Below are 16,760 nucleotides of genomic sequence, written 5' to 3'. Positions count from 1 at the left end.
CTTCAATGCCAAGATCAAAGCCTTCCGGGCTCAGTTCAGAGGGGTAAGAAACGTCGAGTTTTTCCTTTATCGATTAACGCAGTTATATGCTTAAACCAAGATGCTCCACAACTTTTGCTCTTGATCCACTTTGATCGCTGGACAAACACATAATAATTAGGATCGCTAGTTAACGAATTGATACCCGAGATGGGTAATGTCTGCCATTGCGTAGTTGGGTTGAGATGCTCATTAGGGCCGGCATTGTTTAAACACACTTTCAACGGCATATTAAAACCTTCGGCACAGTTTATCCAGCGGTACTGAATCTTGTTTTTAACTAATTTATACTCCAACGTGGGGATGCGTTTATCGCGTAGATATTGGTCGAATACCTTCTGAAAATTGATGCCGGATTGTTGGCTGATGTACTCCTCAATTTGTTTTCCATTAACCGTCTGGTGGTAGAAAGTCTGGTTAAGTCCCCGAAGAATTCCCCGCCATTTCGTATCATCACTGATAATTTGCCGGATTGTGTGCAGCATATTACCGCCCTTATAATACATATCCCCTGAACCTGAGTGGTTTACATTGTAAGTTCCGACGATGGGTCGGTCATTTCGAATAAGCGCACGCGTTCCCATTACATAGGCCGATCCCGCATCTTTTCCGTGGTAATATTCCGTATACAGGTTTTCAGAGTAATTGGTAAAGCTCTCGTGTACCCACATGTCGGCCACGTCGCGGTAGGTAATGTTATTGGCAAACCACTCATGACCGGATTCGTGGATGATGATGAAATCCCAAAGAAGTCCAAAACCAGTTCCCGACAAATCCCTTCCCAGATACCCATTCCGAAAGCGGTTTCCGTACGTCACCGAACTTTGATGCTCCATACCCAAATAGGGTGTCTCGACAAGTTTGTAACCGTCTTCGTAAAATGGGTACGGTCCAAACCAGTGCTCAAATGCTTTCAGCATGGGCTTTGCCTGTTGAAATTGCCGACGGGCCGAATCGGCATGTTCGGGCAGGGCGTAAAAATCCAGGGTCAACCGCCCTTTTTCACCCTGAAGCGTGTCTGCCCAGTGAACATAGTTGCCAATATTGACATTGACGCCGTAATTGCTAATGGGGTTACTCACAAACCAGTCGAACGTATGGGTTCCATCGTCGTGCTCAGTCACCCCGCGCAGACGGCCATTGGAAATATCCTGTAATCCTTTGGGTACGGTGATGCTGATAAGCATGCTGTCGGGCTCGTCGTACATGTGATCTTTGCAGGGCCACCACGCACTGGCACCCAATCCCTGGCAAGCTGTGGCAATAAACCATTGCCCGGTTTTATCCCGTTTCCAGACAAAGCCGCCATCCCAGGGCGCGCGTTTGGCTACCCGCGGTTTTCCGGCATAGTGAACGACCAGCGATTCGGTTTGCCCAATTTCCTGCTTTTTCTGAAGCGTTATAAAATAGGCATTTCCATCCTGCCTGAAAGCCAATTCCTTCCCTTCCTGAACAATTTTCTGCACTTTAAGGGGGCGTTGTAAATCGACTTGCAGCGTCTGGTTGGGTGTTAAAACCCGGTAGTGAATGGTTGTGCTGCCACTGATCGCGCTGTCGGCCGGATTGATTTTTACCTGAAGATGATAATATGCAAGATCCCACCAGACCCGTTCCGGGGTGATTGAACCGCGTAAGGTGTCATCGTGAGTAAACGCAAACTTCTGGGCAGAAACCGCAAAGGAAAAACACACAGCCGCCAGCAGGCCGATGAGCTTAGAAAGTTGATGAATCATGATGTCAAATTCAGCGTTAAATCATTTTATCCGCACTCAGCGTGGCCCCGGAGGGCAGTGTTCCAGTAAATACCGGGTGTATAGACTACGGAGGTGTCGGCTGGTGCCTTCGCCTTCCGAAATACTATGCGTCCGGTTTGGATAGGGCATCACCTGAAATTGTTTGTTGTGTTTAATAAGTTCATTGATAAGGACTTCGGCGTTGGAATAATGCACATTGTCGTCACCCGTTCCGTGAATATAGAGGAGATTCCCGCGTAAATTTTTAGCGTAGGTGATGGGTGACCCCGCTACAAAATCCTCCCGGTTTTCCTGGGGTAAGCCCATATACCGCTCCTGGTAGATGTTGTCGTAGAACAATTGATTGCCCACAGCCGCCACGGCGACGCCGGTTTTGTAGATTTCGGGATACTGAAAAAGCAGGTGAAGGGTGGTTGAACCACCGCCACTCCAACCCCAGACGGCGACCCGGCTGGTATCCAGATAGGCGTGTTGTTCGAATAGTTTTTTAGCCCCCATAGCCTGATCCCGAACGTTGATACGCCCGATCTGCCGGTAGATGGCTTTGCGCCAGGCGGCTCCCTTCAGCGCCGGAGTTCCCCGGTTATCCAGGGCAATGTAGCAATAGCCCGCTTTGGCCATATCGCCGTCAAACTGGGCATTGCTGCCCGCGGAAAAGACGTCGTTTGTCGTGGTGGATGCCGGTTCGCCGTAGACATAAAAAACCACCGGATACTTTTTGGTACTGTCGAAATTTTCGGGTTTTCGCATCCAGCCGTCCAGCGAAATGCCATCGGCGGTTTGAACCTTGAAAAATTCCACATTTCGGGGTGTTTGCGGGCTGGAAGTGGGGCGGGGAGACGCACGAACGACCTGATTGTCGGACAACCGAATCCAGTTTGTGGCCATTGGCACTTGATGACTGTTGAACGTATGCTGGGCATATCGACCGCCGGGGGCGATGTCGTAGGCATGGGTTCCTGCCTCATTCGCGGGCGAAATTCGCTCCGGTTTTCCCTTACCATCCATCTTCGTACGGTACAAATACCGCTGAGTGGGATTGGTAGGGGAAGCCGTGAAATAAATGTACTGGTTTTGCTCATCGATGTAATTGAGGCTGGCAATGTCATACGATCCGGGCGTGAGTAAAAGTTCTTTTTTGCCGTCGCGACTGATCCGATACAGATGCCGCCAGCCGTCTTTTTCGGAAACCCAGATAAACGATTTTCCACCGTCCAGCCACTCCCAACCGGCGGGATTGCCCCGGTTCCAGATTCCCTTCGTATCAATCCAGGTGTCGCTGGTTTCGCGGTGGATCGGCGTCACGGAGCCACTGGTGGGTTGGCTCACAAAGAGGATGCTTTGGTTTTGTTTGCGGTTTAATTGCTCGATAATCAGCTCATTCGAGTTCGGGAACCACTCCATTCGGACGAGGTAATGTTGTTGCGGATCGCCCGGAATGGCCAGCCAGCGGGTTGGTCCGCCCGTTGCCGCAACGACTCCAATGCGAACCGGTGAGGGCGACTCTCCGACTTTCGGGTACTCGACCGGAATGACGCGGGAGTAAACCGAATCCGTTGTATTGAGCATCAAATAGTCGCGAATCGTGCTGGCATCGACCTGCCAGTAGGCAATTTGCTTGCTGTCCGGGCTCCATCGAAAACCGTCGCGGCAGCCGAACTCCTCTTCGTAAGCCCAGTCAAACGTGCCGTTGATGCGTTTGCGGGTGCCGTCGGTGGTTAGTGGGGTGGTTTGTCCGGTTGCCACATCTTCCACAAACAGATTGTTTTTGCTTACATACGCCACCTTGGTTCCGTCGGGCGACAGCTTGGCGTAGAGGAGTGACTGACCCGGCTGGTCTTTTCCCACCTGCCGCAATCGATTACTTTTCCGATCGAGCAGATAATAATCGCCCCGGGTGTTATAGCGCCAAACCCGGGCGGTATTCGTAAAAATCAGAACGTGTGAAGAATCGCGGCTGAAGGCCAACTGGGCCACCGTCAGCGGTTTCGATGCGCCGGTTGGGGTGAGTTGTTCCCTGGAAATCAGGGTGGTTGCCTTCCCGGAAACCACGTCGGTTTGCAGAACCGCTTCCGGGGTGATACTTAAAAAAGCGTTTCCGTCGGAAGTCCAGCGGACGCCCTGAAATTGTGCCCTGGCAGTCTGAAAACCACTGAGTAAAAAAAGAATATACAGAAATAGTGTACGAATCCGTCTCATATTTTTTAGAAAATGGCTTTGATGTATTGACCCGGTGTCAGGCTGGTAATGAGTTTAAATTGACGGTTAAAGTTCGACAAATTCGTGTAGCCGCACGAAAAAGCAATCTGGCTGATCGGGAGTTTCGATTCCTGCAACAAACGGCAGGCGTGTTCGATCCGGACTTCATTCAGTAATTGCGAAAACGTTTTTCGGGTATGAAGACGAAAAAACCGGCAAAACGCGCTTTCGGTCAGGTGAGCCTGAGCGGCCACTTCTTCCAGGGTGATGGGCGAAGCGTAGTGGTTCAGAATATAGGTAAATACATTGTCGAGCCGCTGGTGATCGTCGGGTCGGCGGGGCTGTTCATAGGCCGTCATCGACAGCATTTCCCGTCTCGAATCGGTCGCCATGCAATCCAGAACCGTTAACAGCGCCATCAGTTGCTCGAAAGGGCGTAGCGTGTGCAGTTCTTCCATGCAGTACGTGGTTGAAACCGGCTCGTTGAAGCGAATCCGAACGCCGTGCCGGGCTTCCTGAAAAAGCTGGCTGAGGTGGTTTAATTCGGGCATTCCGAAAAACGATTCTTTCAGGTGTTCGGGACGAAGATAGACGGAATACGACAGCGCCCGTTGAGCGGTTTTTGCCGAAAAATAAGCCGGATCGTTGCGAAAAACATGCGGTAAATTGGCCCCCAAAAGTAGCAAATCGTACGGACGGAAACGGTCGATGCGGTCGCCGATGACCTGCGTACCCACACTTTCCTTGATTAACGTCAATTGTAGTTCGGGATGAAAATGAAGCCGGTCGTAAAAATGAGACCCGTCATCGACCTGAACCCGAAAAGAGCGATCCGCAACGGTTGGAATCCGGAACAGCAGCGGTTTCATTGGAAAGCCGGTAATGAAGGGTGGCAGGAATGAAAATGGTGGAGCGGTGCATGTTGCTCATTGATGAAGATGATTATCGAAAACATATCGATTCAAAATGGATAATGTGATTAATAGAGACGGTGATGCAAAACAAAGTAGCGATAATTTTTGAAATTGATACATAATTGGTTGATTATTTTCTGTTTATACCGTAAAGTGGCAAAAAAAGTATCAGAAGTAATCAATCTCTATGAAGTGAGCCATTCGGTTTTTTGCCAAATTTGTTCTACCTGAAGCGTGCAGGTGGCACGCATCCAATCAACTCCGATTAATCCCTGAATATTATGGCTATCTCCGTACCCTGGAAAGGGGTTTATCCCGCCCTGCTCACGCCTTTTACGGCCGACGACGAACTCGATTTGCCGCTGTTTGCCAAAAACATCCTGGCTCAACTTGATGCCGGTGTTCACGGTTTGATCATTGCCGGCTCGTTGGGTGAGGTCAGTACGCTGACCGGCCCCGAGAAACTTTCTTTGCTGGAAAAGGCGCTGGAAACCACCAACAATCGGGTTCCGGTGATTATGAACGTAGCAGAAGCGTCGACGCGCGAAGCCGTTCGGGGGGCGCGGGAAGCCGAAGCAAACGGAGCCGATGGCCTGATGCTGTTGCCGCCGATGCGGTATTTTGCGGATTCCCGCGAAACCGTTGCGTTTTTCAAAACCATCGCGCAGGAAACGTCGCTGCCGATCATGATTTACAACAATCCGGTCGATTACAAAATCATGACCACCGTGGCCATGTTTGAGGAACTGGCGGTTTTGCCGAACATTCGGGCCGTGAAAGAATCGACGCGCGACCTGACCAACATCGCCCGGATGCGGAATGCCTTTGGTGATCGCTACAGTTTGCTGGGTGGGGTAGACACGCTGGCACTGGAAGCGCTGGTATCGGGCGCGGATGGCTGGGTGGCCGGTTTGGTCGATGCCTTCCCGCAGGAAACGGTAGCCATTTATGAACTGGTGAAGGCCGGTCGAATCGATGAAGCGATCCGGATTTACCGGTGGTTTATGCCCCTGCTGGAACTAGATATTCAGCCGAAACTGGTGCAATACATCAAACTAGCCGCCACGGCCACCGGCATCGGCTCGGAATACGTTCGCGCCCCGCGGCTGACGCTGGAGGGAGAAGAGCGGGAACGGGTACTGGGCATTATTGAAGCTGCCCTGGCGATCCGCCCCGAACTGCAAACGGTGTAGTCGCCTTTTCGCTCACCCCTTCGTATGAACTATAATTTTTATTGCATCGACGCCCACACCTGCGGCAATCCCGTTCGGGTGGTGACCGGTGGGAGTATTCCGCACCTCGTGGGTGCGACGATGAGTGAAAAACGGCAGCATTTTCTGCGCGATTACGACTGGATTCGGAAGAGTCTGATGTTCGAACCGCGCGGCCACGATATGATGTCGGGTAGCATTCTGTATCCACCCAGCGACCCCGCCAACGATGTGGGCGTGCTGTTTATCGAAACCTCCGGCTGTTTGCCGATGTGCGGCCACGGCACCATCGGAACCGTGACGGTGGCCATCGAGCAGGGCCTCGTCGTGCCGAAAACACCGGGCGTTCTGAACCTGGAGGTTCCCGCAGGCCTGGTGCGGGTCGAATACCGGCAGGAGGGGCGGAAGGTAAAATCGGTTAAAATCACCAACATCAAGTCATATCTGGCGGCCGAGGGGCTGACGGTCGATTGCCCGGATTTAGGAACGCTGACGGTCGATGTTGCGTATGGCGGGAATTTTTACGCCATTGTGGACCCACAACCCAATTTTGCCGGTTTACAGCATTTCAAGGCGGAACAACTCATTGCCTGGGCGCGGGTGATGCGGGAGCGAATGAACCAACAGTATGCGTTTGTGCATCCCGAAAACCCGACCATCAACGGGCTGAGCCACGTTCTGTGGACGGGCGAACCGCTGGCGGCTACGTCGACGGCCCGGAATGCGGTTTTCTACGGCGACAAGGCCATCGACCGCTCGCCCTGCGGCACCGGCACGTCGGCCCGGCTGGCGCAATGGTACGCCAAAGGCTGGCTGAAACCGGGTCAGGATTTTGTACATGAAAGCATTATCGGTTCCATTTTTACGGGCCGAATCGAGCAGGAAACCGAGTTGGCCGGAAAAACCGCCATCGTGCCGAGCATCGAAGGCTGGGCCATTATTCACGGCTTCAATCATATTATTCTGGATGAAGACGATCCTTACGTACATGGTTTTCAGGTAATATGAGACACATCGGTATTATTGGTGGTGGAGTAATCGGTTTATGTTCAGCTTATTATCTGGACAAGGCGGGTTATAAAGTAACGGTTTTCGATCAAAACACGCTGACCGACGGCTGTTCGTTTGGCAATGCCGGGATGATTGTGCCGAGTCACATTATTCCGCTGGCGCAGCCGGGGATGATGGCCAAAGGCATGCGGATGCTGTTGCGGTCGACCAGTCCGTTTTACATCAAACCCCGCCTGAGTGCCGATCTTCTGCGCTGGGGCTGGCTCTTCTACAAGCATTCGACGCCCGAACACGTCGAGCGGGCGATTCCGGCGCTGCGTGACATTAGTTTACTGAGCAAGAAGCTGTACCAGGAACTCGCCCGGACCGATGGCCTGTCGTTTGGCTGGAAGGAAGACGGACTTCTGATGTTGTATAAAACCGCTGCTGCTGAACACGAAATGGCCGAGGAAGCAGAAGTGGCCAACCGCGCCGGTATTGAAGCGCGGCAATTGTCGGGTGTGCAGGTGCAGGATCTGGAGCCGGATGCCCGGGTAGACGTCCGGGGGGCGGTATATTACCCCGGCGATGCGCATTTGAACCCCGGTCAGTTGATTCGCTCGCTGGTTGCGTATTTGAAAAACCGGGGCGTTACGCTGCTGGAAAACCAATCGGTGACCGATTTTGGCCGGTCAGGCTCCCGGATTACTTCCGTCAGAACGGTTTCGGCGGAGCATCCCGTTGACGAAGTGGTTATTGCCGCCGGTTCCTGGTCACCGTCCTTGATGCGGTTGTTGGGGATTTCGCTGCCGTTGCAGGGCGGCAAAGGCTACAGTTTCATGCTGCGAAACCAGCGTCCGAACATCCGGGTTCCGGCCATCATGCTGGAAGCCCGCGCCACGGCCACACCGATGGGGGCGGATTTGCGGTTTGCCGGTACGCTCGAAGTAGCCGGAACCGATTTGTCCGTTAACATGAACCGGGTGCGGGGCATTGTCAATTCCATCCAAAACTATTATCCCGATCTGCCGGCTCAACTGCCGGACGTGTCGAAGGTCTGGAGCGGGTTGCGGCCCTGTTCGCCCGACGGATTGCCGTATATTGGTCGGGTGTCGGGCTTTGAAAACCTGACTTTAGCGACCGGACACGGGATGATGGGTGTGAGCCTGGGACCCGCTTCTGGTAAACTGGTGGCGGACTGTCTCGACAACCGCGCACCGGCCATGGAGCTGCGTCCGTTCAATCCGGACCGGTTCCGATAAAAAAGTAACGATTAAAGCAAAATTCGTAGCCATTTTTGCCAGAATCCGTTCGACACAGAATAAAAAAGGCCAAAACCGTAGATAAATAGGCGGGATTATACCGTTAGTGAATAAATGGTGACAAAAACAGTAAAAAAAAGTAACTTTCACGATCTAATTCACTTGCCGTATTTGAAATAAACCCTCTACTTTTGTGTGTTCGTGATTTTACCGATCCCATGCCATGAAAATCAGCCCGCCACAAGTTGGCCGATACTATTACGTCGGAAATGAACCGACGCTGTTTACTGAAAAATTGTTGCAGGAAATCCTGCCGCATCACCGTCCTCAACCCATTCGGTTGACCAAGCAATGGTTGACCTCATTCGGCTTTCGCCCGGATGCCGCCCGTCACTTCTGGTTTTTTCAGGATCTGAAATTAGTCCCCGGTCTCAATTGCTGGCTGTGCGTCAGCAGCCGCCGATATCTGCATTATGTTCACGAATTGCAGGAATGTTTTGCCGATATTTACCAGACCGAGTTGCCCCTGGAAACTCAGTCGTAGTAAGTATAATTCCCTACTGTTTGGCCATCGGTTACAGGCTGCCCCGCATACAAGAAAGAAATTAAATGAATCCTCAATTTTTGTATTGAAATTAGCACGATATTTGTGTTGTGAATGTCTGATAATTACAGATTGTTCTGGTTAATTTCCCCTCTTTTTTTTCGTTCAGATTCTGCTTCAAACCGCTGGTACTGTTTTTGGAATAACCATGCCTTCCCGGGCAGAATTTACGGCACCGGCTTACAGGACGTGGATAAGAGAGACCGGCCGGTTTGGGAAAAGTAGGATTAATCAGAAAAAATTTCACCGTTATTTATCCGGAAGTTACCATTTAGTATACTATTTGTAGGGAAAACTACTTATGTATTCTGTTCATGAAATCGATCGTATCGGCTTACCCACCTTACTTTTTACTGTCACACACGAATGAAACTGAATCAATCTGTTTTTGAAAACCAGGCGTGGTCGTCCTTGTCGGAAACGCCGGGTTTTGTGGCTGATAATGCCCAGTTAGTTTTGGCATTTGGTGAACGGTTTTTATTGGAAAAATTAAATGTATATGACCAACTCCGCGAACGCTATCCGACGGCCGACATCGTAATCAATTCCACGGCTGGCGAAATTTACCTCGACAAAGTTCATGATGGATCGGTCATCGCAACCGCCATCGAATTTGATAAAACCCGGGTTCGAACCGTGCAGATCGACATCCGAAAACACACGGAAAGTTTTCAGGCGGGGGAAAAAATCGCCCGGGAACTGGACGAGCCGGATCTGGCGGCTATTTTCCTGATTTCTGATGGGAGCTGGGTGAACGGCAGCGATCTGACCGAAGCACTCAATCAATTGCTGAAACGACACATTCCCATTTCGGGGGGGCTGGCCGGCGATGCCGCCCGGTTTGAGCGGACGCTCGTGGGCCTGAACCAAAACCCCGCTGCGGGTAAAATTGTCGGAATCGGTTTTTACGGTACTGAACTGAAAATCGGGCATGGATCGATGGGCGGCTGGGATGTTTTCGGGCCGGAACGCGAAGTAACCAAAGCGACCTACAATGTGTTGTACCAGATCGATGGCAAACACGCGCTGGATTTATACAAGGAGTATCTGGGTAAATACGCCGAAAGTCTGCCCTCGGCGGCCCTGCTTTTCCCGCTGTCCATTCGGGCCACGGCCGGGTCGGAGCCGCTGGTGCGCACCATCCTGGCCATCGACGAAGAAGCCAGGAGCATGACGTTTGCGGGCGAGATGCCCGAAAAGGCCCTGGTACGGTTTATGACGGCTAATTTTGACCGGCTCATCGACGCGTCGGCGGAGGCCGCACAAACCTCCTTGAATCAGCTCAACTTTGCGCCCGAACTGGCGATTCTGATTAGCTGTGTGGGCCGGAAGCTGGTGTTGGGGCAACGAACCGACGAGGAAGTTGAAGCCGCCCGCGAAGTGTTCGGAACCGATGCGGTGATGACGGGTTTTTATTCTTACGGAGAAATTTCTCCCTTGCAGTCCAACACCCGCTGCGAACTACACAACCAAACGATGACCGTGACGGTCTTTTCCGAAAACTGACGCTATGGACACCACGAATTTCCATAAACTGCTGGCCCGACAAATCAATAAACACCTGACGGAAGAATGTCTGCAGCATGAGCGGTTTCAGCAGTTTGTCAAGGCGGTCAATGAATCGTATCAAAACTTTGACCGCGACAAGGAACTGTTCGAGCATTCGTCGTTTCTCAACGAACGGGAATATGCCACGATTAATCAAAAACTCAAGGAAGAAATCAGCCAGCGCCGGCAATCGGAAGAAAAACTGATCGAAGCCATTCAGTCGATGGAGATTCCGGAAGGGGATGAAATGCCGGAATTTGGCCCTGAGAACCTGGTTTCCCTGGTCGATTTTCTGCAAAAACAGATTGAACACCGCAAGCAAATCGAGCTTGAACTGCGGTCGGCAAAAGAAGATGCGGAGAACGCTACCCTGGCGAAATCGGAATTTCTGTCCATGATGAGCCACGAAATCCGGACACCGCTCAATGGCATTGTTGGCATGACGTATCTGATGAGCCAGGAAGAAGTGCCGCCCGCCCTGGCAGAAAACCTCAAAACGCTGCAATTTTCGATTGAACACCTGCACGCGCTCATCAACGACATTCTGGACTTTAGTAAGATCGAAGCTGGCAAAGTAGAACTCGAAGAAACCAATTTCGACTTTAAACATCTGGTTTCCAATATCAAACGCGCGCACCAGTTCAAAGCCGAAGAAAACGGAACCCGCATCAAGCTGATGGTGGACGACGACATTCCGGATTCGCTGATTGGGGATTCGCTGCGGATTGGGCAGGTATTGTCCAACCTGGTTTCCAACGCCATCAAGTTCACCAAAAAAGGCACGATTACCATCGAACTGTCGCTGCTTCAGAAAGACGACGAAGTGGCTTCCATTTATGTTTCGGTGCAGGATACCGGCATCGGAATTGCGCCCGAAAAACAGCAGGCCATTTTTGAGATGTTTACGCAGGCCAATTCAGCCACGACCCGGCAATTTGGCGGAACCGGGCTGGGGTTGGTCATTACCCGCCGACTGCTCGAACTGCACGACAGCAAGATCGAAGTGGAAAGCGAGGAAGGAAAAGGGGCAAAGTTTCATTTTACCCTCGATTTGCGCATCAGTTCCGCCGTGAAACAGGCTTATGTCCTGCCCGATTCGATCAACGACCAGACCCTGAAAGGCGTCCGGGTGTTGCTGGTGGAAGATTATCCGGTCAACGTGAAAGTTGCGCTCAAGTTCCTGAGCCGCTGGGGGGTTCTGGTGGACGTGGCCGAGAATGGACAGATCGGCGTCGAAAAATTTCTGGCGGGTTCCTACGACCTCATCCTGATGGACCTTCAGATGCCGGTGATGGACGGTTACACCTCGACGCAGCACATCCGGGAGACCGACTCCAAAATTCCGGTGATTGCCCTGACTGCTTCGGCCACGTATAGCAACCGCGACCGTGCCATTCATGCGGGCATCAACGATTACGTGACCAAACCGTTCAATCCTAACGATTTGTTTCAGAAAATCGCCAAGTATTGCCAGCGGCTCAACTAACCAATACCGGGAAAACCGGCCCCACCGTAACGCATCTTATTTTGGTAGACATGACCCATTTCGCCGACAAGGGCATTGATCAACTCGACCGCGCCCGTCTGCTGCAACTATATGAAGACGACACGGAAACCCTGATTTCAACGATTGAAATGTTTCTGGACGAAGTCGTTCCGGCTTTTCAGGTGTTGGAGAGCCTGATTGAGTCGCAGGACTGGACGGGCGTTTGTGGAATGACCCACCAGTTGAGGCCCTGGCTGGGCATGGTGGGACTTACCCAACTGGAACATCGATTGGAGGAAGTAGAACGGCTGGCGAAGAAAAAGACGGAGTATGAATTAATCCGGATTACCTACCTTAACTTCACTGAAAAGCTGGAAGCGATGCAGCCGGTTTTGAAAGCCGAATTGCAATTGTTGACAAAATAAAAAGGAAAATAGAACGACCTGTTCATATGCCGATACGGATCCGGCCAAGGTGCAGATATTCAGACTATATACTATTAAAATTTGATTAAAATTAGGGCTTTCGCTTTTTGCCCCTAAATCCCCTAAAGTAGACTTGGACACGGCTTAATCCGGATGCAAAAGTCCCCTAAAGGGGATTTAGGGGCAAAAGTGAAAGTGTAAGAATTATCATACATAATTCCTGTTTAATAAGTCTATTATTTGAAAATAGGTCATTTCTGCTTCAGACAGGTGTTTATTTGTCAGACAAAATTTAACAGAATTTAGATTTGTAGTATGATTTTTGTTACTACTTCGTATTGTTAGTATACGGTGCTGTTTACTGGTGCTTTAAATAGTAAATTTGAATAACTACCTGTTGCCGACATATTCTTAGTTTACGGGAACGATTCGTAGATAATTTATGGAAAACCAATACCATGTTCTGGTTGTAGAAGACGATACGTACATCCGTAAAGTTCTTCGTCATACATTGAAAGCTGAGTTTGAGGTCACAACGCTGAACAATGGGATTGAAGCGATGGATTGGCTGGAAGCGGGGAATCCGGTCGACATCATCATCACCGACCTGCAGATGCCGTATTTGAGCGGGCAGGACCTGATCCGGACCATTCGGGCGAGTTCGTTGCTGACGCAGGTGCCCATCATCGTGTTGTCGACCTTCACCGACAGTGCGACCAAAATTGCCTGTCTGGAGCAGGGGGCCGACGATTACATGATCAAACCTTTTAATCCGCTGGAAGTCAAGGCGAAAATTAATGCGATTCTGCGCCGAAGGGGCAGTCCGCAACCTACCCCGGCACCCGGAAACAAACCGACTTACTGATTCTTTTTAGCCTTCCCTTTGTATGCTGACGGTTTTAGCGAACGGAACAACGTTTCGGGTTTTATACGTCGAGGACGATCCCCAGATGGCCGCCGATTTTAGCCAGGCATTTGGGGATACGGCATCCATCACGGTGGTAACCAGCCTGGAGCAGGCTCTTTTTTTTCTGGAGGCCGAGCCGGCTGTCGATCTGGTGGTTTACAACGACCGGCTGAACAGCACCTCGTTCCTGAATGCAATTAAGGCCAAACCGCGTTCCGGAAAACTGTCAACCATTTTGCTAACGGGCGATTCTCCAACCCCCATCGACCTGACGGTCGAACCATTTCGGGGGCGCGTCATCGATGTGTTCCACTACGGTTATTCCGAAGCGGCTTTTCAGACCCGGCTATCGTACCTGGTTCTGAAAAAACAGTATGCCGAAACCGGTGGGAATGCCCACAAGCCCGTTCAGATTCGAATGCCAATCGGCAAACGGATTTTCGACATCGTGCTGTCGTTTTTCCTCCTGTTGATGATTTCGCCCCTGCTGGTGGTGGTCGCCATTCTGGTAAAACTCGACTCCAAAGGCCCCATTTTCTACGGCTCCAAGCGGGTCGGAATGGGGTACAAGTTGTTCAATATGTATAAGTTCCGAACCATGCGCACGGATGCCGACCAGATGCTGGCGAGCATGGCTTCCAAGAACATGTACAATGTCGCGAAAGTGGAAGAGGCAACGGATCAGCTTTGTGACACCTGCCAACTGGCCGGAACCGGGTGCCAGCAACCGCTTTTTCTGGATGATAAACAGGTTTGCGAAAAAGTCCATTTCCGGGCTGAAAAGGCAAAGGCCATGTTTTCGAAGTTCAAGGAAGATCCCCGCGTGACACGGCTTGGGAAAGTGCTGCGCAACACGAGCATCGACGAACTGCCGCAGTTTTACAACATTCTCCGGGGGGATATGTCGTTTGTCGGCAACCGGCCGCTGCCGCCCTACGAAGCCGAAAAGCTGACGGCTGCGGGCTATGCCCGGCGGTTTGCGGCCCCGGCCGGACTAACGGGACTCTGGCAGGTGACCAAGCGCGGAGGTGCGGCCGTTTCGGATCAGGAACGCATCCAGCTCGATGTGCTTTACGCCAAAAAATACTCGTTCAAAACGGACCTGATGATTGTAATTCGAACCCTGAAGGCGGTATGGCAAAAGGAGAACGTGTAGCCAGCGTGCCGCTGATTTCGCTGATTACGATCAATTACAACCAGGCTGCGGTGACCTGCGAATTGCTGGAATCGACCCGGCGATTGAAATACCCCCGTTATGAGATCATCGTGGTGGATAATGCGTCTGCCGAAGATCCCACCGAACGCATCCGGCAGGGGAATTATCCGAACGTGAAGGTCGTTGTCAGCCCCGAAAATCTCGGTTTTTCGGGCGGTAACAACCTCGGGATGCAACACGCCAAAGGCGATTATTTCTTTTTCCTCAACAACGACACGGAAGTGACGCCGGACTTGCTCGATCAGTTGCTGGCACCATTCAAAAACGATCCGACGATTGGCATTACCTGCCCCAAAATCCGGTTTTACGACCATCCGACAATCATTCAATACGCGGGCTACTACCCGCTAAACCGCTATACCGGCCGCACCTGGTCCATTGGGCTGGGCGAAACCGACCGCGGGCAACACGACCAGTCCGGACCGACGGCTTTTGCCCACGGTGCCGCCATGATGGTGAGTCGCCGGGCCGTGGAGGTGGGAGGGGCGATGGACGAATCGTTCTTTCTGTATTATGAAGAACTGGACTGGTCGATGCAGATTCAGCGGGCCGGTTTTCAGATCTACTACCAGGCTTCGGCCCTGATTTACCACAAGGAGTCGATTAGCGTGGGCAAAACCAATCCGCTGAAGGTGTATTACCACACGCGAAACCGGCTGTTGTTCATGCGCAGAAACGTGAGCGGTTTTCCTCTGTTTTTTTTCTGTGTCTACTATTTCAGCTTCGCCCTCACCAAAGCGGCTTTTCTCTACGCCATCAGGCGGCAGAAAAACTACCTCATCGCGCTGAAAAACGCGGTTCTCTGGCATTTCAGCAATAAAATCCACCAACCGGCCAAAGACGTTCTGCCGCGCGTGGTGGCGACTACTTAACGAATCACTATGGAAATTTTTCTGGTTGTCTGCGCAGGACTCGTGGCGTATACCTACGTCGGATACGGTATGCTGGTATGGCTTTTGGTGAAAATCCGGGGGCGTCGGCCTGCCTTGAAAACTGACACGGTTTTTGCGCCCGATGTCACGCTGATTGTGCCGGCCTACAATGAACTGTCGTGTTTGCCCGACAAGGTGGCGAATTCCTTTGCGCAACTCTACCCCGCCGAAAAGCTTCATTTTCTGTTTGTGACGGAAGGATCGACCGACGGTTCGGCGGACTTCCTGCGCTCGAAATACGGCAACCGGGTGGCGATTATGGAAGGCACGGAACGCCGGGGCAAGGTGGCCGCCATGAACCGCGCCATGTTGCAGGTGAAAACTCCGCTGGCCATTTTTACTGACGCCAACACCATTCTGAACCCGGAGGCCGTGCAGAATCTGGTCAGCCATTTTCGCGATCCGAAGGTGGGAGCGGTGGCCGGTGAAAAGCGCATTTTGACCAACGAGAGTGAGTCGGCGGCTGGTTCGGGTGAAGGACTTTACTGGAAATACGAATCGTTCCTGAAGCGTCTGGACTCCGATTTGCACACCATCGTCGGTGCAGCCGGCGAATTGTTTGCGGTGCGGACGGCCTTGTATGAGCCGGTTGAAACCGACACCATTTTAGATGATTTTATCATTTCGCTCCGCATTGCCGGACAGGGCTACCGCGTTGCCTATGAGCCGGATGCCTACGCGATGGAGCGTCCGTCGTTTTCGATTGTGGATGAGCAGAAACGGAAAATCCGGATTGCGGCCGGTGGTTTTCAGTCCATTGTCCGGCTGACCTACTTACTGAATATTTTTCGCTACGGCTGGCTAACGTTCGAGTATGTGTCGCACCGGGCGATGCGCTGGGCCGTGGCGCCCCTGTGTTTGCCCCTGATTTTTCTGGCCAATGCCTGGCTGGTGGTTCGGGAACTGGGAATTGCCCCGTCGGGCCAGTATGTCTGGACGGTTTTGTTCGTGCTTCAATGTATTTTCTATGTGGCTGCCTGGGTTGGATACCGACTGGAAAAGAAGAATCTACGCTGGAAACTGCTCTTTGTTCCGTTTTATTTCACCTTCATGAATGTCTGTGCGCTGGCCGGATTAGTTCGCTACTTAAAGGGTAACCAATCGGGCACATGGGAGAAGGTTCGCCGGGCGGGTGAAGTCGAGCGTACGTACGGGCTATAGTCTGTAAAAACTGTTATTAAGTAGGTATAAAAATCAGGAATAAAATCCGGTAATCGAGATCTGATTGTCGGATTTTAAAATATAAAAATTCCAATAAGGTGCATTTTGCTTC

At 51.7% G+C, this 16,760-nt stretch carries 14 protein-coding genes; 11 read left to right on the top strand and 3 right to left on the bottom strand.

Annotated features, from left to right (window positions below; all coding sequences use genetic code 11):
* Positions 1-35: 35 nt before the first annotated feature.
* From DUE52_RS10830 to DUE52_RS10820, 3 genes are read right to left on the bottom strand one after another with little or no spacing between them, the layout of a single operon-like run.
* The gene (locus DUE52_RS10830) at positions 36-1,772 is read right to left on the bottom strand and encodes a M1 family metallopeptidase (protein WP_114406021.1); all 1,737 of its coding nucleotides are present in this window, start codon (positions 1,770-1,772) and stop codon (positions 36-38) included.
* Positions 1,773-1,808: 36 nt separating this feature from the next.
* Complete coding sequence (locus tag DUE52_RS10825) at positions 1,809-3,992, bottom strand: S9 family peptidase (protein WP_114406020.1); 2,184 nt, start codon at positions 3,990-3,992, stop codon at positions 1,809-1,811.
* Positions 3,993-3,997: 5 nt separating this feature from the next.
* Positions 3,998-4,861, bottom strand: coding sequence for an AraC family transcriptional regulator (locus DUE52_RS10820; protein ID WP_114406019.1), 864 nt, complete (start codon positions 4,859-4,861; stop codon positions 3,998-4,000).
* 326 nt (positions 4,862-5,187) lie between these two features.
* Here DUE52_RS10820 and DUE52_RS10815 point away from each other — a divergent pair, with 326 nt between their 5' ends.
* The 11 genes from DUE52_RS10815 (at position 5,188) to DUE52_RS10765 (ending at position 16,648) form a co-directional block, all read left to right on the top strand.
* A complete protein-coding gene (locus tag DUE52_RS10815; RefSeq protein WP_114406018.1) occupies positions 5,188-6,099 on the top strand; it encodes a dihydrodipicolinate synthase family protein in 912 nt (303 codons plus the stop codon).
* A gap of 24 nt (positions 6,100-6,123) precedes the next feature.
* The gene (locus tag DUE52_RS10810; RefSeq protein ID WP_114406017.1) at positions 6,124-7,125 is read left to right on the top strand and encodes a 4-hydroxyproline epimerase; all 1,002 of its coding nucleotides are present in this window, start codon (positions 6,124-6,126) and stop codon (positions 7,123-7,125) included.
* Positions 7,122-8,369, top strand: a complete 1,248-nt coding sequence (locus DUE52_RS10805) for an NAD(P)/FAD-dependent oxidoreductase (RefSeq protein WP_114406016.1) — start codon at positions 7,122-7,124, stop codon at positions 8,367-8,369. The genes DUE52_RS10810 and DUE52_RS10805 overlap by 4 nt, the downstream gene beginning before the upstream one ends.
* A gap of 223 nt (positions 8,370-8,592) precedes the next feature.
* Complete coding sequence (locus tag DUE52_RS10800; protein ID WP_114406015.1) at positions 8,593-8,913, top strand: hypothetical protein; 321 nt, start codon at positions 8,593-8,595, stop codon at positions 8,911-8,913.
* A 426-nt stretch (positions 8,914-9,339) separates the two neighbouring features.
* The gene (locus DUE52_RS10795; protein WP_114406014.1) at positions 9,340-10,479 is read left to right on the top strand and encodes an FIST signal transduction protein; all 1,140 of its coding nucleotides are present in this window, start codon (positions 9,340-9,342) and stop codon (positions 10,477-10,479) included.
* A gap of 4 nt (positions 10,480-10,483) precedes the next feature.
* Positions 10,484-12,007: an ATP-binding protein gene (locus DUE52_RS10790; protein ID WP_114406013.1), complete on the top strand. Its 1,524-nt coding sequence runs from the start codon at positions 10,484-10,486 to the stop codon at positions 12,005-12,007.
* Between the two features lie 50 nt (positions 12,008-12,057).
* Complete coding sequence (locus DUE52_RS10785) at positions 12,058-12,432, top strand: Hpt domain-containing protein (RefSeq protein WP_114406012.1); 375 nt, start codon at positions 12,058-12,060, stop codon at positions 12,430-12,432.
* Between the two features lie 442 nt (positions 12,433-12,874).
* Positions 12,875-13,297 carry a response regulator transcription factor gene (locus DUE52_RS10780; protein ID WP_114406011.1) on the top strand — a complete coding sequence of 141 codons (423 nt, stop codon included), beginning with the start codon at positions 12,875-12,877 and terminating at the stop codon, positions 13,295-13,297.
* 22 nt (positions 13,298-13,319) lie between these two features.
* Positions 13,320-14,495, top strand: coding sequence for a sugar transferase (locus tag DUE52_RS10775; RefSeq protein ID WP_114406010.1), 1,176 nt, complete (start codon positions 13,320-13,322; stop codon positions 14,493-14,495).
* Complete coding sequence (locus DUE52_RS10770) at positions 14,474-15,427, top strand: glycosyltransferase family 2 protein (protein WP_114406009.1); 954 nt, start codon at positions 14,474-14,476, stop codon at positions 15,425-15,427. Before DUE52_RS10775 ends, DUE52_RS10770 begins: the two co-directional genes overlap by 22 nt.
* A gap of 9 nt (positions 15,428-15,436) precedes the next feature.
* Positions 15,437-16,648 (top strand): glycosyltransferase family 2 protein, encoded by a 1,212-nt coding sequence (locus DUE52_RS10765; protein WP_114406008.1) that lies wholly within the window; start codon positions 15,437-15,439, stop codon positions 16,646-16,648.
* Positions 16,649-16,760: the final 112 nt, after the last annotated feature.

The sequence above is a fragment of the Larkinella punicea genome (genome assembly GCF_003334855.1).
In the GTDB taxonomy this organism is placed as follows: Bacteria; Bacteroidota; Bacteroidia; order Cytophagales; family Spirosomataceae; genus Larkinella; species Larkinella punicea.
This window is presented reverse-complemented; position numbering and strand designations above follow the sequence as displayed.